20 protein-coding genes are annotated in these 24,608 nt (G+C 46.0%); 11 read left to right on the forward strand and 9 right to left on the reverse strand.

From position 1 onward, the window contains the following. The first annotated feature begins 28 nt into the window (after positions 1-28). A complete protein-coding gene (locus tag HQ865_RS07745; RefSeq protein WP_173414342.1) occupies positions 29-208 on the forward strand; it encodes a hypothetical protein in 180 nt (59 codons plus the stop codon). A gap of 44 nt (positions 209-252) precedes the next feature. On the opposite strand, the gene HQ865_RS07750 is transcribed toward HQ865_RS07745, so the two are convergent. Both HQ865_RS07750 and HQ865_RS07755 read right to left on the reverse strand, forming a co-directional pair. Further along, entirely contained in the window at positions 253-1,800 is a 1,548-nt protein-coding gene (locus HQ865_RS07750) for a glycosyltransferase family 39 protein (protein WP_173414343.1), read from the reverse strand. Positions 1,801-1,847: 47 nt separating this feature from the next. Next, positions 1,848-2,339 (reverse strand): D-glycero-alpha-D-manno-heptose-1,7-bisphosphate 7-phosphatase, encoded by a 492-nt coding sequence (locus HQ865_RS07755; protein WP_173414344.1) that lies wholly within the window; start codon positions 2,337-2,339, stop codon positions 1,848-1,850. Positions 2,340-2,787: 448 nt separating this feature from the next. Here HQ865_RS07755 and gltB point away from each other — a divergent pair, with 448 nt between their 5' ends. Next, positions 2,788-7,314: a glutamate synthase large subunit gene (gene gltB, locus HQ865_RS07760; protein ID WP_173417748.1), complete on the forward strand. Its 4,527-nt coding sequence runs from the start codon at positions 2,788-2,790 to the stop codon at positions 7,312-7,314. 4 nt (positions 7,315-7,318) lie between these two features. Beyond that, positions 7,319-8,800, forward strand: a complete 1,482-nt coding sequence (locus HQ865_RS07765) for a glutamate synthase subunit beta (RefSeq protein WP_173414345.1) — start codon at positions 7,319-7,321, stop codon at positions 8,798-8,800. Between the two features lie 278 nt (positions 8,801-9,078). On the opposite strand, the gene HQ865_RS07770 is transcribed toward HQ865_RS07765, so the two are convergent. Genes HQ865_RS07770 through HQ865_RS07780 form a run of 3 tightly spaced genes read right to left on the reverse strand, consistent with a single transcriptional unit; the run spans position 9,079 to position 11,455 of the window. Next, positions 9,079-9,738, reverse strand: a complete 660-nt coding sequence (locus HQ865_RS07770; protein WP_173414346.1) for a YdeI/OmpD-associated family protein — start codon at positions 9,736-9,738, stop codon at positions 9,079-9,081. Positions 9,739-9,747: 9 nt separating this feature from the next. Next, positions 9,748-10,281 carry an RNA methyltransferase gene (locus HQ865_RS07775; protein ID WP_173414347.1) on the reverse strand — a complete coding sequence of 178 codons (534 nt, stop codon included), beginning with the start codon at positions 10,279-10,281 and terminating at the stop codon, positions 9,748-9,750. Further along, complete coding sequence (locus HQ865_RS07780) at positions 10,274-11,455, reverse strand: galactokinase (protein ID WP_173414348.1); 1,182 nt, start codon at positions 11,453-11,455, stop codon at positions 10,274-10,276. Before HQ865_RS07780 ends, HQ865_RS07775 begins: the two co-directional genes overlap by 8 nt. Positions 11,456-11,575: 120 nt before the next feature. Here HQ865_RS07780 and HQ865_RS07785 point away from each other — a divergent pair, with 120 nt between their 5' ends. Further along, a complete protein-coding gene (locus tag HQ865_RS07785) occupies positions 11,576-11,866 on the forward strand; it encodes a YciI family protein (RefSeq protein WP_173414349.1) in 291 nt (96 codons plus the stop codon). Between the two features lie 90 nt (positions 11,867-11,956). Here HQ865_RS07785 and HQ865_RS07790 read toward each other — a convergent pair whose 3' ends face one another. From HQ865_RS07790 to HQ865_RS07800, 3 genes are all read right to left on the reverse strand, one after another. Next, entirely contained in the window at positions 11,957-12,691 is a 735-nt protein-coding gene (locus HQ865_RS07790; protein WP_173414350.1) for a hypothetical protein, read from the reverse strand. Positions 12,692-12,878: 187 nt separating this feature from the next. Beyond that, positions 12,879-13,610: a hypothetical protein gene (locus HQ865_RS07795; protein ID WP_173414351.1), complete on the reverse strand. Its 732-nt coding sequence runs from the start codon at positions 13,608-13,610 to the stop codon at positions 12,879-12,881. A gap of 210 nt (positions 13,611-13,820) precedes the next feature. Beyond that, entirely contained in the window at positions 13,821-14,678 is an 858-nt protein-coding gene (locus tag HQ865_RS07800; protein ID WP_173414352.1) for an aldo/keto reductase, read from the reverse strand. A gap of 276 nt (positions 14,679-14,954) precedes the next feature. Here HQ865_RS07800 and HQ865_RS07805 point away from each other — a divergent pair, with 276 nt between their 5' ends. From HQ865_RS07805 to HQ865_RS07835, 7 genes are all read left to right on the forward strand, one after another. After that, positions 14,955-15,929 (forward strand): cytochrome C, encoded by a 975-nt coding sequence (locus tag HQ865_RS07805; protein ID WP_173414353.1) that lies wholly within the window; start codon positions 14,955-14,957, stop codon positions 15,927-15,929. Between the two features lie 103 nt (positions 15,930-16,032). Then, on the forward strand, positions 16,033-16,746 hold the full coding sequence (locus HQ865_RS07810) for a hypothetical protein (protein ID WP_173414354.1): 714 nt from the start codon (positions 16,033-16,035) through the stop codon (positions 16,744-16,746). A gap of 162 nt (positions 16,747-16,908) precedes the next feature. After that, complete coding sequence (gene tig, locus HQ865_RS07815) at positions 16,909-18,255, forward strand: trigger factor (RefSeq protein WP_173414355.1); 1,347 nt, start codon at positions 16,909-16,911, stop codon at positions 18,253-18,255. A gap of 201 nt (positions 18,256-18,456) precedes the next feature. Further along, on the forward strand, positions 18,457-19,170 hold the full coding sequence (gene clpP, locus HQ865_RS07820) for an ATP-dependent Clp endopeptidase proteolytic subunit ClpP (protein ID WP_173414356.1): 714 nt from the start codon (positions 18,457-18,459) through the stop codon (positions 19,168-19,170). Between the two features lie 101 nt (positions 19,171-19,271). Continuing rightward, a complete protein-coding gene (gene clpX / locus HQ865_RS07825) occupies positions 19,272-20,513 on the forward strand; it encodes an ATP-dependent Clp protease ATP-binding subunit ClpX (protein ID WP_173414357.1) in 1,242 nt (413 codons plus the stop codon). A gap of 344 nt (positions 20,514-20,857) precedes the next feature. Beyond that, a complete protein-coding gene (locus tag HQ865_RS07830; protein ID WP_173414358.1) occupies positions 20,858-21,718 on the forward strand; it encodes an AMP nucleosidase in 861 nt (286 codons plus the stop codon). Between the two features lie 215 nt (positions 21,719-21,933). Next, positions 21,934-23,295, forward strand: a complete 1,362-nt coding sequence (locus HQ865_RS07835) for a pyridoxal-phosphate dependent enzyme (RefSeq protein ID WP_173414359.1) — start codon at positions 21,934-21,936, stop codon at positions 23,293-23,295. A 191-nt stretch (positions 23,296-23,486) separates the two neighbouring features. Here HQ865_RS07835 and aroC read toward each other — a convergent pair whose 3' ends face one another. Next, on the reverse strand, positions 23,487-24,584 hold the full coding sequence (aroC, locus tag HQ865_RS07840; protein ID WP_173414360.1) for a chorismate synthase: 1,098 nt from the start codon (positions 24,582-24,584) through the stop codon (positions 23,487-23,489). Between the last annotated feature and the right edge of the window lie 24 nt (positions 24,585-24,608).

The following is a 24,608-nucleotide window of genomic DNA, read 5'->3' on the forward strand; positions in this document are numbered from 1 at the left end:
ATTTGCAGGTATAAATATTACTGAATGTATGGAAACGCTCCCCGGCTGGAAAATAGACATTAATGAAATAGCTAATAATGTATACAGGGTAACGCTTACCGACGCTTACGGCAGGCAAGCTGGTGCCACCGGTACCGATTTGGGTGAAGTAATTAAGCAGGTTGAGGGTTATGCGATAGATATTGAAAAACAGATTAGAGAGAAATGATATTAATCGGTTTACAACCTGATCTCTGATTAACTAATCTCTAATCACTCACTTTCGCATAGATATACCGCTCCATCTTTAAAATCATAAAGGCGGGTCAGTTTTTTATGCTCTTGCAACTCCTTTAGGCCCACCAGTTCGGGGCTTTCCATCTTTTTAAAATCGATGAGGTAAAACTTCTTTTGCTGGTAAAGTTTTTCAACGTCCTTTTTAAAAAACTTATGCGGCATCAGGGTGCTGTGCATACCGGTAAACATATATACGGCTTCGTCGGCATCGCTGTAGATGGGGTAGCCGGGTTTAAAGATATGCTTGTGCTGTTTCAGGAAAACAATAAAGTCCGATTTGTTCCAGTCATCATCAGTATAACCGGGAATGCCGTATTCGCAAAAGTCGTCGTAGGTTTGGTAATCTATACGGGCGATGGTGTATTCGTAGGCCAGCATGGCAATTACAAACGGTGTAGCCAGTAACCACTTTTTACGGAATTTGATGTATTTGATCAGATCTGGTATCCAGCAGGTGAATGATAGCAGTAAAGGCACAAACATGGGGGATAGCAGGCGGCTATTCATTCGCTCGAAACGGGATATGGTGGCAATTACCAGTATAAACAATCCATATGTAAGCGTGTAGCAGATAATGATATTCTCGTAACTGTTTAAATGGTGTTGCGCTACACGGACAATAAATAGGGTAGCTAAACCCAATATCACAATTACCGCGAAGGCCACAGCAATCGGGTCGAAACTGGCAGGCAGGCCGGCCCAGTCTAATATCACAGTACCGAAGTAGTACAGATTTTCTTTAAATGGGGTGATGGATGGCTCGCGGGTGCCGGTGCTTAAGCCGGTAGATAACTTATTCAATATAAAATTGCCCACCACCAGTGAAATGCCTATAGCGCCGAATGTTAGTAGATGGATGAACTTTTGCTTCGGTTTTAGCCGGCCATCTATCAAGATCAGCAAGCCACCCGCTGCTACCAGGGTAACGCCTGCATAGCGGGTAATACAACCAATAGCAGCCACAACCGATACGATAATTAGTGCTTTAGTACTATGGGTTTGCAGGTATTTATGATAGGCGATGACAAAAATGAGTATTACCAGGATAAACAGCGTCTCCGACCACAGGTACATATAGATCTCCTGTAAAGCCGGGCTTAAAACTACCGCAATAAGGATCAGCCATTTATATACCAGCGATGGTGCTTTAAATTTAGTGGTGATATATCCCGTTAAATAGATAACAGCGCCAAACAATAAACCGTTTATTACTGGCCCGGCGCTAACAGGGTCTACCCCGCCTGAAATGAAGATACAGATACTTAAAAATGTAGGGTAAAATACCGGGAAGAAGGTAAGTGGCAGATTATTAAAGGTGATAAGCGAAAAATGATCGTGTATATTTTGCGCCGTGCTGGCATACATGATCGAATCGGGCGAGATACCGATACCGCTATACCGTGCGAACATGTGGATGATGTAAAAGCCGGCCAGCGCGGCAATTAGGCAATCTATGTTCCAGCCCCCCAGCCCCCTGAAGGGGGAGTTGGTAGAACGTGCGGTATCTTTTTGTATTTTACTCATCGTAATATTTCAATAAATTACTCCCCACTTTAGGGGGCTGGGGGGCTTTACGCTATCATATCCAGCACCGTGCTGATCGGCTGATCGCTGTCTATTAGTATACCGGTAACACCTGCGGCAGTACCTGCTATCACATCGCGTTCACGGTCGCCGATAAAGTAGGAGCGGGCCGGATCGATATCATATTTGGCTATACCTTTTAGTAAAAGGCCAGGTTTGGGTTTGCGGCAATCGCAATCGCCGGTATATTCGGGGTGATGCGGGCAGTAAAAAAAGTCGGTTAGTTCTACGCCATGTTGCTGGTAAGTATCCTTTAATAAGGCGTGCATCTTGCCCAGCTCGTCTTCGCTGTACCAGCCTTTGGCTAAACCGCCTTGATTGGTAGCTACCAACAACAGGTAGCCGCGGTCCTGCAATTCTTTTAAAGCGTCAAAATTATCAAGGATGTGGAAGTCTTCAATTTTACAAACATAGTCGCCCATTTCCTGGTTCAGCACGCCATCTCTGTCTAAAAAAACTGCTTTGTTTTTGCCCGGCATTTTTCTTTAATTTTTTGCAAAGATAAAGGTTTAAGCAAAAAGGCACTGTCCGAACCGGAATTTTCAGGGATGGTTGGTATGATGAAGTTCTGAAACCACTGGTTCGGACAAAAAATCCTTTGTGTACTCTGTGTAAACTATCTGTGAAATCTAATGTTAAATCGGGGTATTCCGGGTAAATCTCAGCCCTAAAACTATAATCTGTATCATATTTTGTTCAAAGACTACCAAAATGGTCAAGAAATTTATTATGCCTGCATATTAAGCATGACATTTAAATTGTGAAATTCTTAATAATAATGCCAATTTGATAGGTGAAAATCAAATAACGATACAATTTAGCTAACAAAATTTAGATAAATTAAAAAATTATTAAAATAATTAGGTTTTTTTTGCATTTTTTATATCTTCGTAAATACGCACTATTTATAAACCGGCGATTATTATGATGGACCAGACCGATAGCGATCAGCAGGGCCTGTACAGGCCAGAATTTGAACACGATGCCTGTGGTACAGGCTTTATTACCCATATACATGGACACAAGTCTAACCAGATAGTTACCGATGCGCTTACTATTTTAGAAAATATGGAGCACCGCGGTGCCTGCGGATGCGACCCCGATTCGGGCGATGGGGCGGGTATACTGATACAACTGCCGCACGAATTCCTGATGGAAGAATGCGCTAACTTGGAGATCACACTGCCCGAGCCAGGCGAATACGGGGTGGGGATGCTGTTCTTCCCTAAAGAATCGGCACTTAAAAAAGCATGCCGAAAAGTAATTGTTGCCGCCGCCGAGAAATTAGGCTTGCATATATTAGGTTACCGTAAACTACAGGTAAATAATTCGGTAATTGGCGAAACCGCCCGCCAGGCCGAACCGGATGTGGAGCAGATCTATATATTAAGGCCGCACCACATTACCAATACCGACGATTTTGAGCGTAAACTATACGTATTGCGCCGTTATATCACCAAAACCGTAAATGAAACTGTTCCTGCCGCCGGTGAACATTTTTACTTTACGTCGTTATCGTGCAAAACCGTTATTTATAAAGGCCAGCTGACCACTTACCAGTTGCGCCAATACTTTGCCGATCTGGCCGATCCGCGTGTTGCATCGGGCTTTGCCATGATCCACTCGCGGTTCTCAACCAATACTTTCCCATCGTGGAAACTGGCCCAGCCGTTCCGCCTGATCGCGCACAATGGCGAGATCAACACCCTTACCGGTAACTTAAACTGGTTCTACTCGGGTGTGAAATCGTACGCCTCTACTTACTTCACCGCCGAAGAAATGGAGATGCTGCTACCGGTTGTGGACAGCGCGCAGTCTGATTCGGCTTGTTTGGATAATATCATCGAGATATTGCTGCACTCGGGCCGTTCGCTACCGCACGTAATGATGATGCTGATCCCTGAAGCATGGGACGGTAACGAGCAGATGGACCCGATCAAAAAAGCCTTCTACGAGTATCATGCTACCCTGATGGAACCATGGGATGGCCCGGCCGCTATCTGCTTTACCGATGGTAAACTGGTAGGTGCGGTATTAGACCGTAATGGCCTGCGCCCATTGCGCTACGCCGTAACCAGTGATGGCCGTGTGATAGCCGCTTCGGAAGCAGGTGTGTTGACCATTGACGAATCGACCATCATCAAGAAAGGTCGCCTGCAACCCGGCAAAATGCTGCTGGTAGATACCGAGCAGGGCAAGATCATTGCCGACGAAGAGATCAAACAAAAGATAGCTTCGCAGCAGCCCTATGGCCGCTGGCTGGATAACTATAAAATTATATTAGGCGAATTGTCTGAACCACGTTTGGCTTTCGCCAGCCTGTCGCCCGATTCGGTATTCCGTTACCAGCAGGTATTCGGTTACACCCGCGAGGATATCGATACCATTATCAAACCAATGGCCTGCGATGGTAAAGAGCCGGTAGGATCGATGGGTACCGATGTGCCGCTGGCTATCCTTTCGGATAAACCGCAGCACCTTTCAAGCTATTTCAAGCAGTTCTTCGCCCAGGTTACCAACCCGCCTATCGACCCGATACGTGAACGTTTGGTAATGAGCCTGAATACCTTTATCGGTAACAACGGCAACCTGCTTGACGAAGACAAGATGCATTGCCATTGCGTAATGCTGAAACATCCGATACTAAAGAACCACCAGTTAGAAAAACTGCGCAGTATCGATACCGGCCTGTTCCACGCCAAAACGCTGCAAACTTATTTTAAGGCCGATGGGCAACCCGGCAGCATGGAAAAAGCTCTGAACAGGCTTTGCCGCTACGCCGAGGATGCTGTGGAAGATGGCTTTGAGGTACTGATTCTTTCGGATCGTGCTATCGATTCGGAACACGCTCCGATACCATCTTTACTGGCCGTATCTGCTGTTCACCATCATTTGATCCGTAAAGGATGCCGTGGTGCGGTAGGCCTGGTAGTTGAGGCCGGCGACGTTTGGGAAGTACACCACTTTGCCTGTCTGCTGGCATTCGGCGCGAGCGCTATTAACCCTTATTTGGTGCAATCTACCATCGAAACGGTTAAAGCAAACGGTAGCCTGGAGACCGACCTGGATATCAAATACCTGCTGAAGAACTACGTTAAAGCCGTTAACGATGGTTTGCTGAAGATCTTCTCTAAAATGGGTATCTCAACGCTGCAATCGTATCATGGTTCGCAGGTGTTCGAGATATTGGGTTTGAACGAAGCCGTGGTAAGCAAATACTTTACCGGCGCGGTTACCCGTATAGAAGGTTTAGGACTTGACGAAATTGCCCGCGAGGTAATGACCAAGCACCAGGCCGGTTTTGCCGCTAATTCTAAAGAAGATAACAAATTACTGCCTGAGGGTGGTATCTACCAGTGGAAACGCAGGGGCGAAGCGCACCTGTTCAACCCGCAAACGGTGCACCTGTTGCAACATGCTACCCGTACCAACGATTACGAGGTATATAAAAACTATGCTAAGCTAATTAACGAGCAAACCGAGAAACATTACACCATCCGTGGTTTGCTTGATTTTGCCCATCACCGCGAACAGATCTCTATCGACGAGGTAGAACCGGTTGAAAGCATCCTGAAACGCTTCGCTACAGGTGCTATGTCGTTCGGGTCTATCTCGCACGAAGCGCACAGCACTTTAGCCATTGCTATGAACCGCATTGGCGGCAAAAGCAATACCGGCGAGGGCGGCGAGGACGAGATCCGTTACGAAAAACTGCCTAACGGCGATTCGATGCGTTCAGCTATCAAACAGGTGGCATCGGCACGTTTTGGGGTAACATCAAACTACCTGACCAATGCCGACGAGTTACAGATAAAAATGGCGCAGGGTGCTAAACCCGGCGAAGGTGGCCAGTTGCCCGGCCATAAGGTGGATGACTGGATCGCCAAGACCCGTCACTCTACACCGGGTGTGGGTTTAATTTCGCCGCCGCCGCACCACGATATTTATTCGATTGAAGATTTAGCCCAGCTTATCTTCGACCTGAAGAACGCCAACCGTGCCGCGCGTATCAACGTAAAGCTGGTATCAAAAGCAGGCGTAGGTACTATTGCTGCCGGTGTGGCTAAAGCCCATGCCGATGTGATCCTGATAGCCGGTTATGATGGTGGTACAGGCGCGTCGCCAATCAGCTCGATAAAACACGCTGGTTTGCCATGGGAGCTTGGCCTGGCCGAAGCGCACCAAACATTGGTACGCAACAAACTGCGCAGCCGTGTGGTATTGCAAACAGACGGTCAGTTAAAAACAGGCCGCGATATAGCCATTGCCGCCCTGATGGGTGCCGAAGAATGGGGCGTAGCTACTGCTGCCCTTGTTGCCGGCGGCTGTATCATGATGCGTAAATGCCACCTGAACACCTGCCCTGTAGGTGTGGCAACGCAAGATCCTGAACTGCGCAAACTGTTCAGCGGTAAGCCCGAGCATATCGTTAACCTGTTCCATTTTATCGCGCAGGAATTACGCGAAATTATGGCCGACCTGGGCTTCCGTACCGTGAATGATATGGTGGGCCGTGTGCAGTTCCTGAAAGTAAGGGACAACATCAAAAGCTGGAAAGCTAAAAAGATAGACCTGTCGGGCATTCTTCACCCGGTAACCAACCAACGTGGTGTAACGCTTTATAACAGCGAGCAGCAGGATCACGGCATGGCCGATATCATCGACTGGAAACTATTCGAGACCGCTAAGCCTGCATTAGAAGATAAAACACCGGTATACGCATCATTTGATGTAAAGAACACCGACCGTACCATCGGTACGCTGTTATCAAACGAAATATCAAAAGTTTATGGCTCAGCCGGATTGCCGGATAACACCATCAACTACAAATTTAAAGGTTCGGCCGGGCAAAGCTTCGGCGCGTTCACTACCACAGGTTTGGCCTTTGAGTTAGAGGGCGAAGCGAACGACTATGTAGGTAAAGGCCTTTCGGGCGCTCAGTTGGCCATTTATCCATCGGCACAAGCCAAATTTGTGCCTGAAGAGAATATGATCATTGGTAACGTGGCCCTGTTCGGCGCTACCGCCGGCGAATTGTTTATCCGCGGTTTGGCGGGCGAACGTTTCGCTGTACGTAACTCGGGTGCTACTACCGTAGTTGAGGGCGTTGGCGATCACGGTTGCGAATACATGACCGGTGGCCGCGCGCTGATACTTGGTAAAACAGGCCGCAACTTTGCCGCGGGCATGAGCGGCGGTTTAGCCTGGGTATATGATGCCGATGGTACCTTTGCCGGGAACTGCAACCGCGAAATGGTGGATCTTGACCCACTATCGCCGCAGGATGAAGAGCAAATTATTACCCTGCTGCGCAAGCATGTACAGCTTACCGGCAGTACCGTAGCGCAAGACCTGCTGAATACCTGGCAGGTGGCCATGACCAAGTTTGTTAAAGTATTCCCGCAGGAATACAAGAAAGTATTATTAAAGAACCAATACCAGGCAACCAATTAATATTATGGGAAAACCGACCGGATTTCAGGAATTTGACCGCGAACTGCCAGCTAAAACGCCTGTGGCAGAAAGGGTAGAGAATTATCACGAGTTTGTAGGCTTATACAGCGATGAAAAGCTGAACCACCAGGCCGCACGCTGTATGAACTGCGGGATACCTTTTTGCCATAACGGCTGCCCGCTGGGTAACGTTATCCCCGAGTTTAACGATGCGGTTTACCGCAAAAAATGGGACGAGGCTTACCAGATCCTGTCATCAACCAATAACTTCCCCGAGTTTACAGGCAGGATATGTCCCGCGCCATGCGAATCGGCTTGTGTGCTGGGTATCAACAAACCGCCGGTAGCTATCGAAGAGATCGAGAAACACATCAGCGAAATTGCCTGGAGCAAAGGCATGGTAAAACCTACCGCGCCCGTATTGAAAACAGGAAAAAAAGTAGCCGTAGTAGGTTCGGGCCCGGCTGGCTTGGCCGCTGCCGCGCAGCTGAATAAAGCAGGCCACCTGGTGACTGTTTACGAACGCGACGACCATGCAGGGGGCTTGCTGCGTTACGGTATCCCCGATTTTAAACTGGAGAAAACCGTAGTTGAGCGCCGTATCAAACTGATGGAAGAGGATGGCATCACCTTTAAATATAATACCGAAGTTGGTAAGGATATCAGCGCCGAAGAATTGGTGCGTAGTAACGACGCCGTTGTTTTGGCCGGTGGTTCTACCATCCCGCGTAACCTGCCTATCCCGGGCCGCGAGTTAAAAGGTATCCATTTCGCGATGGATTTTCTGAAACAGCAGAATAAACGCGTTAGCAATATCGAAGTTACTGCCGAGCCTATTTTAGCTACCGGTAAAGATGTAGTGGTGATAGGTGGTGGCGACACAGGATCCGACTGTGTGGGTACATCTAATCGCCAGAAAGCGAAATCTATCCGCCAGTTCGAGGTGATGGTTCAGCCGCCCGCATCGCGTACTACGGCTATGCCTTGGCCAACTTACCCAATGGTGCTGAAGACCACCTCATCGCACGAGGAAGGGTGCGAACGCCACTGGGGTATCAATACCAAAGAATTTTTGGGCGATGAGAACGGCAACCTGCGTGCCCTTAAAGTAACCGATGTAAGCTGGGAGACCGACTTTTTAGGTCGCCCGATAAAGTTTACCGAGGTTGAAGGTTCGGAACGTGAACTGCCTTGTCAGCGTGTTTTCCTGGCCATGGGCTTTGTTAACCCGCAATACGATGGTATGCTGGAAAGCCTGGGCGTTGAACTGGATGGCCGTAAGAACGTTAACGCCGCCGAAGGTGTTTACCGTACCAATGTAAGCAAGGTATTTGCCGCCGGCGATATGCGCCGCGGCCAATCGCTGGTGGTATGGGCTATCTCCGAAGGACGCGAATGTGCCCGCAAGGTAGATGAGTTTTTGATGGGCCATACCAACCTGGAAAGCAAAGACGCGGTTAACGTGTTCGAGCAGGTTTATTCTTAATTGGTTATTAGTCATCGTCATTGGTCATTAGGACTATGATTGGTGGAAAGGATAATGTTTGTTTAGTTTTATCCTCTTCTGCGTAATGTGGGAGGGGATTTTTTATGCTCATCAAGACACTGGTCGAAGTTTAGCGATAGCGTAACTTCGACCTATCATGTGATAAGCTTCCAGCTTATCGCAAAAAATATTTGTTGATTACTTACGCAAGCAGGATGCTTGCTGCATTTTAGGTCGAAGTTACGCTGCGCTAAACTTCGACCAGACTACTTGGGTAATTACTTCTCGCCCGGGTTCTTCTTTCCCGCTTCCAATTTCTCCACCATTTTCACCAACCTATCGGCCTTAGTCTTTTCTTGTTTAGCGGTGAGTATCCACAAAACATATTCCTTACGATTGCTATAGGATAGCGACTGGTAAGCATTCATTGCTGCAGGATGCTGCTCAAAAACGGCAGCTATTTCAGGTGGGAGGGTGATCTGTTTGTTGGCTACATCGATATATTGGGCGTAGTCGTTCTTAGGGATCTCGTCGTTGCAGGTATCCGACTTTTTGGAGAATTCATTTGGGCGGAAACGCAGGGCCGTCCAGGTGGCATCAACCGCGGCAGCGGCAACGCCATTCAGGTCATATTTGGCCAATTCGTCCCAACTGCTCATCATCTCCAGGTCGGTCGGAATGCCCGATGTTTTTTTAGGATAGATCACCCAAAAGATAATATCGCCTTTAAATGCAGGCGATACAACCTGTAGTAGTTCTACCAGTTCGGCACTATTTTTTACAAATAATTGCACACCGTTAAAATCGCCGCTAACCGCATCTGATGTTACCAGGCCATCGGGGAGAGGTTGCAGCAGATCCATATAACCTGCGGGGGCGTTATAGATCAGCCAGCGGCTGCCTGGCTTCATCATTAGTTTTTTGGCGAGTGCATTCATAGTTTGAATCTATTTTAGATTCAATTTTACATAAAAATCCCATAAAACAATACCCGCCGATACCACAATATTGAACGAGTGTTTAGTGCCGAACTGCGGTATCTCTATACAGGTATCGGCCACAGCCATTACCTCATCACCAACACCGTTCACCTCGTTACCGAAAATTAAGGCATATTTTTGGGTAGGATCAGGGCTAAAAGTATTCAGCATGGTGCTGTTCTCGGCTTGTTCAATGGCTATAATGTGGTAGCCATCGGCACGTAGTTTCTCTACAGCCTGTATAGTTTCGGTATGATAAGTCCAATCAACAGATTGCGTGGCGCCCAGGGCTGTCTTCTCTATCTCCCGGTGCGGGGGCTGCCCGGTTATTCCGCAAAGGCAGATCTGCTCCACCGCGAAACCATCGCTGGTACGGAAGATGGAACCCACGTTATGCATACTGCGCACGTTATCCATCACCACGGCTACCGGCAGCTTATCGCCGGCCTTAAATTCGCTTACGGTGGCGCGGTTAAGCTCGTCTAATTTTAGTTTACGCATGTTCGGCAACCGCTTTCAGCAAACCCACACCATCGCCAATCAATGAGCTGTAAACATCGGGGGCATAGCCAACTTTGGCGGTATAATATTCGTTCAATTCTTTAGCAAAAGTATCAAAAGCACTGCCTTTTACCAGCGCTATGGCGCAGCCACCAAAGCCGGCACCTGTCATACGGGCACCTGCAACATTAGGGTTGGTTTTGCTGTATTCAACCACGGCATCCAATTCCTTGCCGCTAACTTCGTATAGTTCGCGCAGCGAATTGTGCGAGGCGTACATCAGGCGGCCAAATTCGGCCAGGTTATTTTTAGATAGGGCATCAGCGGCCAGTTTTACCCGGTCATTCTCTTCAACTACATGTTGCGCGCGTTTCAATACCGTTGCATCGGTAATTAAATGTTTGTGTTGATTAAAAGTAGCGGTATCAATATCGCACAGATTCTTAATATCCAGTTCCTGCTGTAGTTCTTTCAGCGCTGCCTGGCATTCCTGTACGCGTTCGTTATATTTAGATTCGGCCAGTTTGCGCAATTTGTTGGTGTTGATGATGGCCAGTACATATTCGCCAAGGTTGCTGTCCACCGCTTTGTAATCCAGCGTTTCGCAATTCAGCATCAGGGCTTTGTTCTCTTCGCCAAAGGCAACAGCAAACTGATCCATAATGCCGCTGGCCAGGCCGATGAATACGTTCTCTACCCATTTTGATAATAATACCAATTGTAGCTTAGTGTATCCGGCATTAAAAAGATAGTTCAGCGCGAAGGCCGTTACTACTTCGATAGATGCCGACGACGACAAACCTGAACCGATGGGGATATTGCCAAAATAAAGCATATCCAAACCGCTTACTTCATGTCCGTCATTTTTGAAATGCTGGATAACCCCTTTGGGGTAATTGATCCAGATCGTGTCTTCTTTCTGATAGCTTTCGTTTACAGGAATAGTATAATGATCATCAAAATTTAAGCTTTTGAAGCGAAAAACGCCCTCGTTGTTTGGCGATACCAAAAGGTAGGTGCCAAAGGTAATGGCACAAGGCATTACAAGGCCGCCATTATAGTCGATATGCTCGCCTATCAGGTTGACCCTGCCCGGCGAAAAAAAGGCATTTTCTGCCGGTTTATTATACAATTTTTGGTACTCAGCGTGCAGCTTCTCAGTGATGTTTGACATTATACTTGGTGTAAAAAACAAATATTGTAAAAAATACACTTATTAAGTGTTTTTTATTTAAAAAATAAAACGAATTATTGTTTACACTTGTTCTTTAAACATCATTAAAACCAATTAACCATGAACCAATATATTATAACCGCTTACGATTTTACCGATGCCGACGCGCTGAAGCGCCGTATGGATGTGCGCCCGCATCACTTTGACGCCGCGCACGAACTGAAGTTTCGCGGGAACTTTATTTTAGGCGGCGCCATACTGAACGATGAGGGCAATATGATCGGCTCGACAATGATCATGCAGTTTGAAAGCGAAGAGGAACTGCAAGCCTGGAAGCAAACCGAACCCTATATTACCCAGGGTGTTTGGGAAACAGTGGATATTAAACCTTTTAGGGTGGCGCAGGTGTAAGCCCCCCGGCCCCCTAAAGGGGGAGTAATTAAACAAACAGCCCGGTTATCTTTAGATAGCCGGGCTGTTTTAGTTAACATCGGTGGATGGTTATTTCTTTGTAAAGTCGCCGGTTAGCAGGTCAACAATATATACGGTGCCGTTAAGGGTAATTGTGGCTTTGCCGTCGCCGGTGAAAGTGGCATTACCTGTAAAATTAATAGCCGCGTTTTTTGTGGTAGTGCCGTTTACCGTTACTGTAGCCGAACCTGAGGTTACTACTTTGGTAGATTTATTGATGGTGAGGTTGGTAATTGCAAGTGTGACGGTTGTGGTGCTGGTATTTTTACTTTCAACCTTCGATGCGAAAGTGCCTACGCGCTTAAATTCGCCATTAATAACATAAACTGTGGCGGCCGGCGTTAAGCCTGCAACCCTGAATGTAGCGGTACCTGTATTTGTTGCCGAAGAACGCGGCCCGTCAAACGTGCCTTTTTCTGATGCTGTACCAGTAATATTATCGGGTTGGTTATTGGCATTACAGTTTAATGTATAACCGTAGCTGAAAGTATCACTGTAAGAAATATTGGCATTTGCCGGGCTGGTATGCGTGGCAGTGAAATTTTTTGTATTGCCACAACCAATGTTCAGATCGAACACGGACTGGGCGTTAACGGTGATATCGGCTGTCGACATAATTAGCCCGCTGGAGTTTGCGGAAAGCGACGAGGCTACCATATCGGCAACTTCGGCATTGGTTACCGGAGTGGAAACGGTATCGTTTGATTTTTGACAGGCAGCCAATGCCAATAGAAGCACCAGCGCAGGGGTTCTGAACTTTTTCATCTGATTAAATTAATAGTTGTTATTTTATTAGGTTAAATAAAGGTAATATAAATATTAATATTTAACAATATTTTTATATACGTATTAGCAGTGTTGAAAGTTTGCTAATTTGTATTAAATTATTATCGCTGTTTTTGATGATCTATCAATATTTAATATTATTGCTATTGGTTAATCAGGCGCTATTCTACATTGCTGTAACATCGGCCGTGGTTAAATTTATGCTATAGTTATTGCCCTCTAAAGTTAATTGCGCCGTATTAGCATCTTTAAAAACTATGGTGCCGTTATAGCTAAATGTATTTTTGTTTTTCACCGTCCCGGATACCGAAACATTCCCCGTGCCGCTTATGATAGCCCTGGACGATTTATTGATCACCAGGTTGACAATATCAATATTAAGGCTGTTGTTACCGGCCAGTTGGGTAATATCTACGGTTTGAAAGGTGCCCGTAGTTTGATAATTGCCGTTGAGCGAATAAGTAGCATCGCTGCCCGAAAGCGAGGCCAGGTTAAAGGTGGCATTTGCCGAGTTAACGCTTGTTAAGTTAGCTGCATCAAAGCTGCCATTGTATTTAACCGTGCTCGACAAGTTATCCTGGATATTATTATTGCAATTAACCATATAATAGTAGCCCAGCGCATAGTTGTAATTGATGGTAGATGTTGATGCCTCTTGCCGGGCCAGCGCGAATGAATCGATCACACCGCAGCCTTTTCCGGCATTGGTTACATTTTTAGCATAAAGGGCAATATCATTTTTAATGTTTGCAAAGCCATTGGCATTTACCGAAAGTGCGGCCCCAACCATGGTAGCGGCCTGGGCATTGGTAATATTGGTGGTTTTAACCGCATTTTCCTTTTTGCACGATGCAAATAAAATAACGGCCGCGGTAGTTAATAGTAGAAAATTTCTCATAGTGGTTGGGGTATTGGTCTCCCTTTTGATTACGAAAAACTAAAAAGGTTTAAGTTTATATTAAATATTATACGCCAATAGTACAGCAATTGTTTTAAAATGGTTGCTTTTTACACCAGATGCACTAATATTATTACATAAGGCCCCAATAAAAAAGCCTGAGAACCGACCTAAACGGTCAATCTCAGGCATTTAAAAAATATATGTCTGTTACAATGTTGCAGATAGTTTATTCATGGTCTCCATATCCTCATCCGTCAACTCAATATCGGCAGCTTTTACGTTTTCTTCCAGGTGTTTTACTTTGGATGTTCCCGGTATAAGCAGGATATTATTGGAGTGGTGCAGTAGCCAGGTAAGGGCAATTTGGTGTACGGTAACTCCTTGCTTGCGGGCTATCAGCTGTAGTTTTTCCTGCACGGCAACATTCCCGGCGTTTAGCGGGAACCAGGGGATGAAAGCGATATTTTGTTCTTCGGTATATTTTAGTACCTGTTCCCATTTGCGGTTATCAACACTGTACATATTTTGCACCGATACCACATCAAAAAATTCCTGCGCTTTTTTTATTTCGGCCACATTAACTTCCGACAGGCCAATGTGCTTGACTTTACCTTGTTCCTGCGCTTTTTTCAAAAATTCAAACGATGCTTCGGCTGGTACTTTTGGGTCGATGCGGTGCAGCTGGTACAGGTCTATTTGTTCCAGTTTCAGGCGCTTCAGGCTGCCTTCAAGCGCTTCCTGTAAATGTTTGGGGCTGGCATCTACCGGCCATTGGTCGGGGCCGGTACGCAGCAGGCCACCTTTGGTGCCAATTACCAGGTCGGTTGGGTAAGGGTGCAGGGCTTCGGCAATTAATTCTTCCGAGATATGCGGGCCGTAACTATCGGCTGTATCAATAAAATTAATACCCAGATCGATGCTGCGTTTTAACACGCGGATGGCTTCGTCCTTATCGGCCGGAGGCCCCCAAATGCCTTTGCCGGTAATGCGCATGGCGCCATAACCCATGCGGTTTACGGTAAGATCTTTGCCTATGGTGAACGTTTTGTTGAATGGTGTGCTCATGGTGTGTTTTTCTGTTAGGTAACAACAGCAAGTATGGCAAAAATGTTCGTATGATATCATCTGCACAATGTCAATTAATCGTTATTAAATAATAATATTACACTTATATTTAATGTGTTAATTCTAAAACGGCTCAAAAACGCGGTGAGATGCTCTGCCAGGGGTTAAAGCGGGCCGTACAATATCAACCATATATCTAAAAAAATAATATTGTTTGTAACGGAACGCGATGTTCTGGCATCTTATCAGCTTTAATACAAATACCTTATTACCAAAATGAAAAAGTTTAAAAAATGGATAGCGGTCACGGTGATCGTTATTGTAGTAGCCGTTACGGCGATGGTAACCTACGTAACCATGGTCCTGCCTAATGTAGGCAAACCTGAAGCAATAAAAATAGATTATACCCCGCAACGTATTGCTCATGGTAAATACCTGGCCAATCATGTAACTGTATGTATGGATTGCCACTCGGACCATGACTGGACCAAGTTCACAGGCCCGTCAGATACCAGTAAATTAGGCATAGGTGGGATGAAGTTCGATGCCGCGGTTGATCTGCCCGGCGAGATCTATGTGCCAAATATCACCCCATTCAATTTAAAGGATTGGACCGATGGCGAGATCTTTCGTGCCATTACTACGGGTGTTAAAAAGGATGGTTCGGCTATTTTTCCGATAATGCCATGGCAATCGTACTCAAAAATGGATAGGGAAGATGTGTATGATATTATTGCCTATATCCGCACCCTGAAACCGCAGCAAACCAGTTATCCTAAAGCTAAATTGGATTTTCCGCTGAATATCCTGGTGCACACTATGCCGCAAAAGGCAAATTTAGGCACCCGCCCGCCCGAAAGTGATACTTTGAAATATGGGCAGTATTTAGTGCAATCCGCCGTCTGCCAAGATTGCCATACACAGGAAGAACATGGTACGCAATTGCCGGGAATGGCCTTTGCCGGTGGCCGTCCGTTTACGCTGAACGGGGGAGTAGTAAAAAGTGCCAACATTACAGCCGACACCAAAACAGGAATAGGCGCATGGACCAAGGCGCAATTTTTGGCCCGTTTTACCATGTATGCCGATAGTGGTTATAAGCCAACTTCGGTTAAACCTGGCGAATTTCAAACCGTGATGCCATGGTTGATGTATGGCAAAATGAAGAAGACCGACCTGGAGGCTATTTACGCGTATTTAAAAACGGTGAAGCCGGTTGATAACACGGTGGTGAAGTTTAGTAACAAATAAGTTATAAAACCACGAATTTAGGCAGGCGTGCAGTTTTGTTTGGATATCATATTCAATATTTTATAGATTTATATTAACTATTAACTGATCAAATATTATTGAAATGAAAAAACTATTACTTGCATTATTTTGCTGCTTTGCTGTTGGCGCCTATGCGCAGGATACAGTAAAAAAAAGCAACAGCGTTGGTAAGTTCGATGAGCAATTTATGGTGCTCAAATCCGACAAAAAGGTGCGCCAGGGATCGTACCACCTTTATACCGAGAAGAAACTGGTAGCCAGTGGAAACTACGATAAAGGAAAAAGGGTAGGTGTTTGGAGTTTTTATAACGGTGATGAGCTGGAGCAACAGTACGACTACACCAGCAATAAAGTAGTTTTAAACCATGGTAGCAAAGCCATTAGCTGCGAGGTAGAAAACACACAACCCAGCGATTCGGTAAAAGCGGCTGTAAAAATTGGGGGTTATAATGGTTTGAGTATGCTGGTAGCCAGTACCGATTTTTCGAGCAATGCCGATGTGGGTAACAACAAGGTGATACACGTGTTCACGCTTGATGATAAGGGCGAAGTGCAATCGTGGATGGCTACCATTAAAAGCGCCGATGGTATAAAGGTAGTAAACCAAAAAATTGTTGATGTTGACCCTGAAGTGGTGAAATTTATTCCTGCCATGGTAAATGGTAAACCTGTGGCCTGTACAGTAACTTTTAACAGCGATATGAAAGGTATAAAAGGCGCGGGTACTGATGGTACCGATACTGGAAAGGCCAAAACACGCGGTAGCGGCTTTGGTGGCCGCAGAGGCGGGGAGTAGTAATTTTAGTTTTTGATTTTTAGCGTTAGCCCCAACTCTGGCTTATAAATAAGCACATTTCTTTAAAAAAATATTTATACCTTTGCGCCCTAATTTAATGGTGCAAAGGTATTTTTTTATCCCTGCGCCTGTTATCAAAAAAATAAAGACGGTTTTAAAAAGATGAACATCTCACAGGAAAAAAAAGACAGCCTGAACGCAGTTATAAAGATCAACCTTGATCCTGCTGATTACCAGCCACGTGTTGAAAAAGCGATAAAGGAACAAGCTAAAAAAGCAAAAATACCTGGCTTTCGCCCGGGCATGGTGCCGCCTGCACACATTAAACGTATGTATGGCAAAAGCATTTTGGTTGACGAGATCAATAACCTGTTATCAGATACGCTGAATAATTACCTGAATGAGCAGCAACTGGAAGTATTAGGCCAGCCACTGCCGAAGATGGATGACGAAAAGGAATACAACTGGGATTTTGCCGATAACTTTGAGTTTAACTACGAAGTTGGCCTGGCACCGGAATTTGCTATCGACCTTTCATCGAAAGATAAAGTTACCCAATACGAGATAAAAGTAGATGACCAAACCCTGGCCGACCGCACCAAAAACCTGCGTAAAAGCTATGGCAAAATGTCAAACCCTGACGTATCGGCAGAAGATGACGTGCTTTATGCCGAATTAAAACAACTTTCTCCGGATGGTTCTGTTTTTGAAGGTGGAATTGAGCATACAGGTTCTATCCGTTTAGACCAGGTTCAGGACGCCAAAGTGAAAAAATCGTTGGTAGGCCTGAAAAAAGGTGATAATGTAACCCTGGATGTGCAGAAAGCTTACAATAACGATGCAGCGCGCATTGCCGCTGTATTAGGTATTGACGAGGAAACTGCAGCAGCGTTGAAATCGAACTTTAGCCTGACCGTTAAAAACGTTAACCGTTTGGAAGAAGCCGATTTGAACCAGGAGTTCTTTGATAAATTATTTGGTGAAGGCGTAGTAACTACCGAAGAGGATTTCAAAGCTAAAGTTACCGGTGAAATTGAAATGATGATGGCGCAGGATTCAGAACGTAAACTGCAGAACGACATTTACAATTACGTGGTTAACAAATTCAACTTTGAATTGCCCGACGAGTTCCTGAAACGCTGGTTAAAAGCTACCAACGAGAAGATCAGCGAAGAAGAATTGGAAGGTGGCTACGCCGATTTTGCTAAAAACCTGAAATGGACCTTAGTAGGCAACAAGATCATTAGCGAAAACAAGATCGAAATTAAGTACGAGGATGTTTTCCAGGCGGCTAAGGCACGTTTAGATGCACAGTTCCGCATGTACAGCCCGCAGCCCTTAGGCGAAGAGCAATTAGGCCAGTACACTGTTCAGTTTTTACAGAACAAGGAGAACGCTAACCGTATCTTCGACGAAGTGAAAGGCGCTAAAGTGATCGATCATATTAAGAGTGTAATTACACTTGATAAAAAAGAGATAGCTAATGCCGATTTCGCAAAATTAGCCTAAAGCTGAAAGCAAAAGGCAAAAAGCTTTTTGCTTTGGTCTTTTCGCTTTAAGCTTATAAAAAGCCAAAAAAAGCAACGTTGTACACAGCGTTGCTTTTTTATTTGCAAATATTTTTACTTTGCGCAAACCATATGCTTAATAAAGTATTCAACTAAAAACTATATTTACCGGGCATACAAAACCCAAAAAACAAATTCCAAAATGGACAATATCAATAAAGACGAATTCAGAAAATACGCGGTAAAGCACCACCGCATTAACAGCCTTACTGTAGATAGATATATATCAGGTATCGACCGCTCTACCACGCCACAAGGCATAGTTACCGGTATGACGCCTTATATTATTGAAGAGCGCCAGCTGAACATATCTCAGTTAGACGTATTCTCTCGTTTAATGATGGACCGCATCATTTTTTTAGGCGATGCTATCTACGAGGGCATTGCTAACGTTATCCAGGCCCAATTGCTGTTCCTGCAATCGGCAGATGCCAAGCGCGATATCCAGATCTACATTAACTCGCCTGGTGGTTCGGTTTATGCGGGCTTAGGTATTTATGATACCATGCAGTTCATATCAAACGATGTAGCTACTATTTGTACAGGTATGGCCGCATCTATGGCTGCCGTATTATTATGTGCCGGTGCCGATGGTAAACGTGCCGCTTTGCCGCACTCAAGGGTGATGATCCACCAGCCGATGGGTGGCGCGCAAGGCCAGGCTTCAGATATCGAGATCACCGCCCGCGAGATCGCTAAACTGAAGAAGGAATTGTACGAGATCATCTCTAAACACAGCGGTACACCGTACGAAAAAGTTTGGGACGCATCAGACCGCGACCACTGGATGATAGCTGAAGAAGCTAAAGAATTTGGTATGGTTGATGAAATATTGCGTTCTAACAACGAAAAATAATTGCTTATTGGATATTAAATAAGGGTAAGTGAAACCATTTGCCCTTATTTATTGTATATTCAGCAATATTTATATAATTTTGAGTAAACCAATCTATAAGTATGACTAAGAACAGCAAGGAAATCAGGTGCTCATTTTGCGGTGCAGGTAAGCAGGATTCTCTGATGCTGATAGCAGGGTTAGATGCGCATATCTGCGATAAATGCGTTAACCAGGCTAACGAAATATTGGCTGAAGAATTAAAGATACGTAAGGTTAAGTCTTCACCATCTGCGCCATCCATATTAAAACCCGCGGAAATTAAGCTGCACCTTGATCAATACGTTATTGGCCAGGATGATGCTAAAAAGATACTTTCGGTTGCGGTTTATAATCACTACAAGCGCCTTAACCAACGTGTGGAAAAGGATGATGTGGAGATAGAAAAATCGAACATAGTAATGGTAGGCGAAACCGGAACGGGTAAAACCCTGCTGGCTAAAACCATCGCCAAGATATTGAATGTGCCTTTCTGCATTTGCGACGCTACTGTGCTTACAGAAGCAGGTTACGTAGGCGAAGACGTGGAAAGCATCCTGACCCGCCTGCTGCAAAGCGCCGATTATGATGTAACCGCTGCCGAAAAGGGTATTGTTTACATTGATGAGGTTGATAAGATCGCCCGTAAAAGCGATAATGCCTCCATCACCCGCGACGTATCGGGTGAGGGTGTTCAGCAAGCATTATTAAAGATACTGGAAGGTACCATGGTGAACGTACCACCCCAGGGAGGCCGTAAACACCCCGATCAGAAGATGATATCGGTAAATACCAGCAACATCCTGTTTATTTGCGGTGGTGCCTTTGATGGTATCGACAAAAAGATAGCCAGCCGCCTGCGTACCCAAACCGTTGGCTACAAAATGAAGCGCGACGATAACGGCGAGGTGGATATGAAGAACCTGTACAAGTACATCACCCCGCAGGATCTGAAATCGTTTGGCTTGATCCCTGAACTCATCGGTCGTTTGCCGGTGCTGACTTACCTGAATCCGTTGGATAGGGAAGCCCTGCACAATATCCTTACCGAACCGAAGAACTCGCTGCTGAAGCAATACAAGAAATTGTTTGAATACGAGGGAGTTAAACTGGAGTTTGAAGACGATGTGCTTGACTTTATTGTTGACAAGGCGATGGAGTTTAAATTAGGCGCCCGCGGCCTGCGTTCTATCTGCGAAGCGATCATGATCGACGCCATGTTCGAGTTCCCGAGCAAGAAAGATGTGAAGCGCCTGGTAGTTAATCTGGACTATGCGCGAGACAAGTTTGAGAAATCGGATATTAAAAAATTAAAAGTAGCATAATATTAATACGACATAAAATTCGTACATTTGCTATGCAAGCATAATAAACCCTGGTGAAACGCCGGGGTTTGTTGTATCCGGTATTTTGGGTTCGGGACGGTACCCCGCAAGCAGACCCTCATGTCATTTCGATAGAGCTGGGGTGGACAAGCGAAGTGGGGGCGAAAGAGAAATCTTATACGCGCGATAAGTATAGCGTATAAGATCTCTCCTCACGCCAGCGCACCACCCAACGCTGGTTCGTTCGAGATGACAAATTGTAAGTGCGGGGCGATAAACTGTAACAAATAAAAACAACATATAATTAAAACCCCCGAAAGGCGGGGGTTAAGGAGAGAAAAATTATGAACGAAGAAAAAAACGTAAAAAAGGCCGCTATCGCTAACGAAGCGCCTAAAGTGAAAGAAGTATCGACCCCGGTTAAAGCGGGTTTGAAAACAAAGGACAGCATTGTAGCTAACTGGCTGCCACGCTACACCGGCCGGCCGCTGGAAGAATTTGGTAATTACATTATCCTTACCAATTTTTCTAAATACCTGAGCATGTTTTCGGAATGGCATGATAACGCGCCGATAATGGGTTTAGATAAGCCGATGCAAAGCGTAACCGCCAATGGTATTACCATCATTAACTTTGGTATGGGCAGTTCGGTAGCGGCTACCGTAATGGACCTGCTGACGGCCATTCATCCCAAAGCGGTTATCTTTTTGGGTAAATGCGGTGGCTTAAAGCGGAAGAATGCCGTAGGAGACCTGATACTGCCGATAGCGGCCATCAGGGGCGAAGGTACATCAAACGATTACATGCCTGCCGAAGTGCCCGCGCTACCATCATTCGCACTGCAAAAAGCAATATCGACCACCATACGCGATTATGGCCGCGATTACTGGACCGGTACCTGCTACACCACCAACCGCCGTGTTTGGGAGCACGATAAAGAGTTTAAAAAATACCTGAAAACCCTGCGTGCCATGGCGGTGGATATGGAAACAGCAACCATTTTTACTACCGGCTTTGCCAACAAGATACCAACCGGCGCGCTGCTGCTGGTATCCGATCAGCCAATGATACCTGAAGGCGTTAAAACAGCTGAAAGCGATTCGAAAGTTACCGAGCAATATGTGGAAACGCACCTGCATATCGGTATCGAGTCGTTAAAGCAATTGATCAACAATGGTTTGACGGTGAAGCACCTGAAGTTTTAAGCTTAGGATTAACCACAGAGGTCACAGAGAAAGAAACACAGAGAACGCAGAGGCATATTTTAAAACTAATTTATCTCCGTGTCCTCTGTGAAAACCTCTGTGACCTCTGTGGTTAAATAACTAAAATGAAAATAATCTACTAAAATTATAGATTAAATTTAGACATTCGCACCCGGAACGGAAGCCCGCCAAATTGGGCTTTAATTTTGAAAATTATGTGGTACAATAATATACTGGAAACCATTGGCAATACGCCCATGGTGAAGCTGAACAAGATAGCTAAAGATATTCCCGCCACTGTGCTGGCCAAAATAGAGACCACCAATCCCGGTAACTCTATTAAAGACCGCATGGCGCTTAAAATGATCGAAGATGCCGAGAAGAGCGGCAAGCTGAAACCCGGCGGAACGATCATCGAAGGTACATCGGGCAATACAGGTATGGGCCTGGCCATTGCGGCGGTTATCAAAGGCTATAAGTGTATCTTCACCAGTACCGATAAACAATCGAAGGAAAAATTTGACGCCCTGCGTGCCTTTGGCGCCGAGGTGATCGTTTGCCCTACAAACGTCGATCCCGAAGATGCACGTTCATACTATTCTGTGTCATCGCGCCTGGAAAGGGAAGTGCCTAACTCGTGGAAACCTAACCAGTACGATAACCTGTCGAACTCGCAGGCGCATTATGAAAGCACAGGTCCCGAGATATGGGAGCAGACCGAAGGCAAGGTTACCCACCTGATAGCGGGTGTGGGCACCGGCGGCACCATTAGTGGTATAGCACGCTACCTCAAGGAAAAGAACCCCGCCATACAGGTGCTGGGTATCGATACCTACGGTTCGGTATTTAAAAAGTACAAGGAAACAGGGGAGTTTGATAAGAACGAGATCTATCCATATATCACTGAAGGCATAGGTGAGGACTTTCTGCCGCAAAACGTTGATTTTAACCTGATAGATCACTTTGAAAAGGTGACCGACAAGGATGCCGCCCTGATGACCCGCGAGATAGCCCGTAAGGAAGGCATCTTCTCAGGCAACTCGACCGGCTCGGCCATCGCTGGCCTGCTGCAAATGAAGAATAGGTTTAAGGAGGGGGATGTGGTAGTAGTGATCTTCCCTGACCACGGTACCCGCTACCTGGGCAAAATGTATAACGACGACTGGCTGCGCGACCGCGGTTTCCTGAAAGATGAAAAGCTGACCGCACGCGATATCATCGGCAAAAAAGAAGCCCAGGATATCGTAACCATCGACAGTGAAAAGACTGTACTGGAGGCGATAAATACGATCAAATCTTTGAATATATCGCAGATACCGGTTACCCAAAAAGGTATGGTAGTAGGCAAGATAACCGAAAGTGATATCCTGACAGCATTGCTGGAAACCCCGTCGCTGAAATCACAGCCGGTAAGCACCATCTCTACCGCGCCGTTCCCATTTGTTGATCTGAATACTTCGATAGACCGGATCTCGGCCATGATCAATAAAGATAACATCGCAGTGCTGGTAGAAGATGGGCAGGGGAAGATAGAGATCATTACCCAGTATGATATTATTAATGCGATTTCGGCTTAGTACTCCCATTTACCAAAGCAAAGGAGGGCGTTCGATAAAATCAAACGCCCTCCTTTGCTTTAATCACCTTGTCATTGCGAGCGATAGCGCGGCAATCTCGTAGTTTGATTTGCATGCTACGAGATTGCCGCGTCGCGCCATCGCACAATTCTTACCCGCAAGCTCCTCGCAATGACAAGCTTTTATGCAGACTATACCGGCAATCTGCTATTCCTATCCCTCAACCAATGATCGGCCAATACCAGCGCGGCCATAGCTTCAACAATAGGCACAGCGCGAGGCACTACACATGGATCATGGCGACCTTTGCCACTGATCTCGGCGGCGTTGCCATCGCTGTCAACCGTTTGCTGATTGTGCATAATGGTAGCCACCGGCTTAAAGGCCACGCGGAACTCTATCGGCATACCATTACTGATCCCGCCCTGTATCCCGCCCGAGAAGTTGGTAAGCGTACTGATATCGCCCAGGTGATTCTTCACAAATATGTCGTTATGTTCGCTACCCAGCATCTCGCTGCCCGAAAAACCTGAACCGAACTCGAAACCATGTACGGCGTTGATGCTCAGCATGGCTTTACCTAATTCGGCGTGAAGTTTATCAAATACGGGTTCACCCAAACCAACCGGGCAGTTTTTGATATAGCAGCTTACCTTGCCGCCAACGGTATCGCCGTTTTTGCGTACACCATCTATAAATTCGATCATTTCTTCAGCAGTGGCCGGATCCGCACAGCGTACGATATTCTTTTCCCTTTCGGCGATAAACTCATTGGCATCGTTAATAAATACGTTTGGCGCATCTATTTTACCTACGCTGCTTACATGGGCGACGATCTCGATACCCTGTGTTTTCAGCAACAGTTTGGCCAGCGCTCCGGCAGCAACACGGGCCGCTGTTTCACGGGCTGATGAACGCCCGCCACCACGATGATCGCGGATGCCATACTTGGTTTGATAAGTATAATCGGCATGCGAGGGGCGGAACACGTTGGTATTGTGGTTATAATCCTTAGATCGCTGATCTTCGTTAGGGATGATCATAGCGATAGGGGTGCCGGTGGTTTTCCCTTCAAAAACACCCGACAGGATCTTTACCGTGTCGCTCTCCTTGCGCTGGGTGGTGATCTTGCTTTGTCCGGGTTTACGTTTATCCAGTTCGCCCTGTATGTAGTCAAGGTCAACCTCCAGTTGTGCCGGGCAGCCATCGATGATAACGCCGATCGCCTCGCCATGTGATTCGCCAAAAGTGGTGATCCTGAATAATTGCCCGAATGAATTGCCAGCCATATATCTTTATGATTTCACCGATGG

Origin of the sequence: Mucilaginibacter mali (genome assembly GCF_013283875.1) — a bacterium.
GTDB classification, from domain to species: domain Bacteria; phylum Bacteroidota; class Bacteroidia; order Sphingobacteriales; family Sphingobacteriaceae; genus Mucilaginibacter; species Mucilaginibacter mali.

Coding starts and splice junctions, on each gene's coding strand:
- HQ865_RS07745 (WP_173414342.1), top strand. CDS start 29: ATGGAAACGCTCCCCGGCTGGAAAATAGACATTAATGAAATAGCTAAT.
- HQ865_RS07810 (WP_173414354.1), top strand. CDS start 16,033: ATGAAAAAACTATTACTTGCATTATTTTGCTGCTTTGCTGTTGGCGCC.
- HQ865_RS07835 (WP_173414359.1), top strand. CDS start 21,934: ATGTGGTACAATAATATACTGGAAACCATTGGCAATACGCCCATGGTG.
- clpP (WP_173414356.1), top strand. CDS start 18,457: ATGGACAATATCAATAAAGACGAATTCAGAAAATACGCGGTAAAGCAC.
- HQ865_RS07765 (WP_173414345.1), top strand. CDS start 7,319: ATGGGAAAACCGACCGGATTTCAGGAATTTGACCGCGAACTGCCAGCT.
- tig (WP_173414355.1), top strand. CDS start 16,909: ATGAACATCTCACAGGAAAAAAAAGACAGCCTGAACGCAGTTATAAAG.
- HQ865_RS07755 (WP_173414344.1), bottom strand. CDS start 2,339: ATGCCGGGCAAAAACAAAGCAGTTTTTTTAGACAGAGATGGCGTGCTG.
- HQ865_RS07795 (WP_173414351.1), bottom strand. CDS start 13,610: ATGAGAAATTTTCTACTATTAACTACCGCGGCCGTTATTTTATTTGCA.
- aroC (WP_173414360.1), bottom strand. CDS start 24,584: ATGGCTGGCAATTCATTCGGGCAATTATTCAGGATCACCACTTTTGGC.
- HQ865_RS07790 (WP_173414350.1), bottom strand. CDS start 12,691: ATGAAAAAGTTCAGAACCCCTGCGCTGGTGCTTCTATTGGCATTGGCT.
- clpX (WP_173414357.1), top strand. CDS start 19,272: ATGACTAAGAACAGCAAGGAAATCAGGTGCTCATTTTGCGGTGCAGGT.
- HQ865_RS07785 (WP_173414349.1), top strand. CDS start 11,576: ATGAACCAATATATTATAACCGCTTACGATTTTACCGATGCCGACGCG.
- HQ865_RS07830 (WP_173414358.1), top strand. CDS start 20,858: ATGAACGAAGAAAAAAACGTAAAAAAGGCCGCTATCGCTAACGAAGCG.
- HQ865_RS07780 (WP_173414348.1), bottom strand. CDS start 11,455: ATGTCAAACATCACTGAGAAGCTGCACGCTGAGTACCAAAAATTGTAT.
- HQ865_RS07750 (WP_173414343.1), bottom strand. CDS start 1,800: ATGAGTAAAATACAAAAAGATACCGCACGTTCTACCAACTCCCCCTTC.
- HQ865_RS07775 (WP_173414347.1), bottom strand. CDS start 10,281: ATGCGTAAACTAAAATTAGACGAGCTTAACCGCGCCACCGTAAGCGAA.
- HQ865_RS07800 (WP_173414352.1), bottom strand. CDS start 14,678: ATGAGCACACCATTCAACAAAACGTTCACCATAGGCAAAGATCTTACC.
- gltB (WP_173417748.1), top strand. CDS start 2,788: ATGGACCAGACCGATAGCGATCAGCAGGGCCTGTACAGGCCAGAATTT.
- HQ865_RS07770 (WP_173414346.1), bottom strand. CDS start 9,738: ATGAATGCACTCGCCAAAAAACTAATGATGAAGCCAGGCAGCCGCTGG.
- HQ865_RS07805 (WP_173414353.1), top strand. CDS start 14,955: ATGAAAAAGTTTAAAAAATGGATAGCGGTCACGGTGATCGTTATTGTA.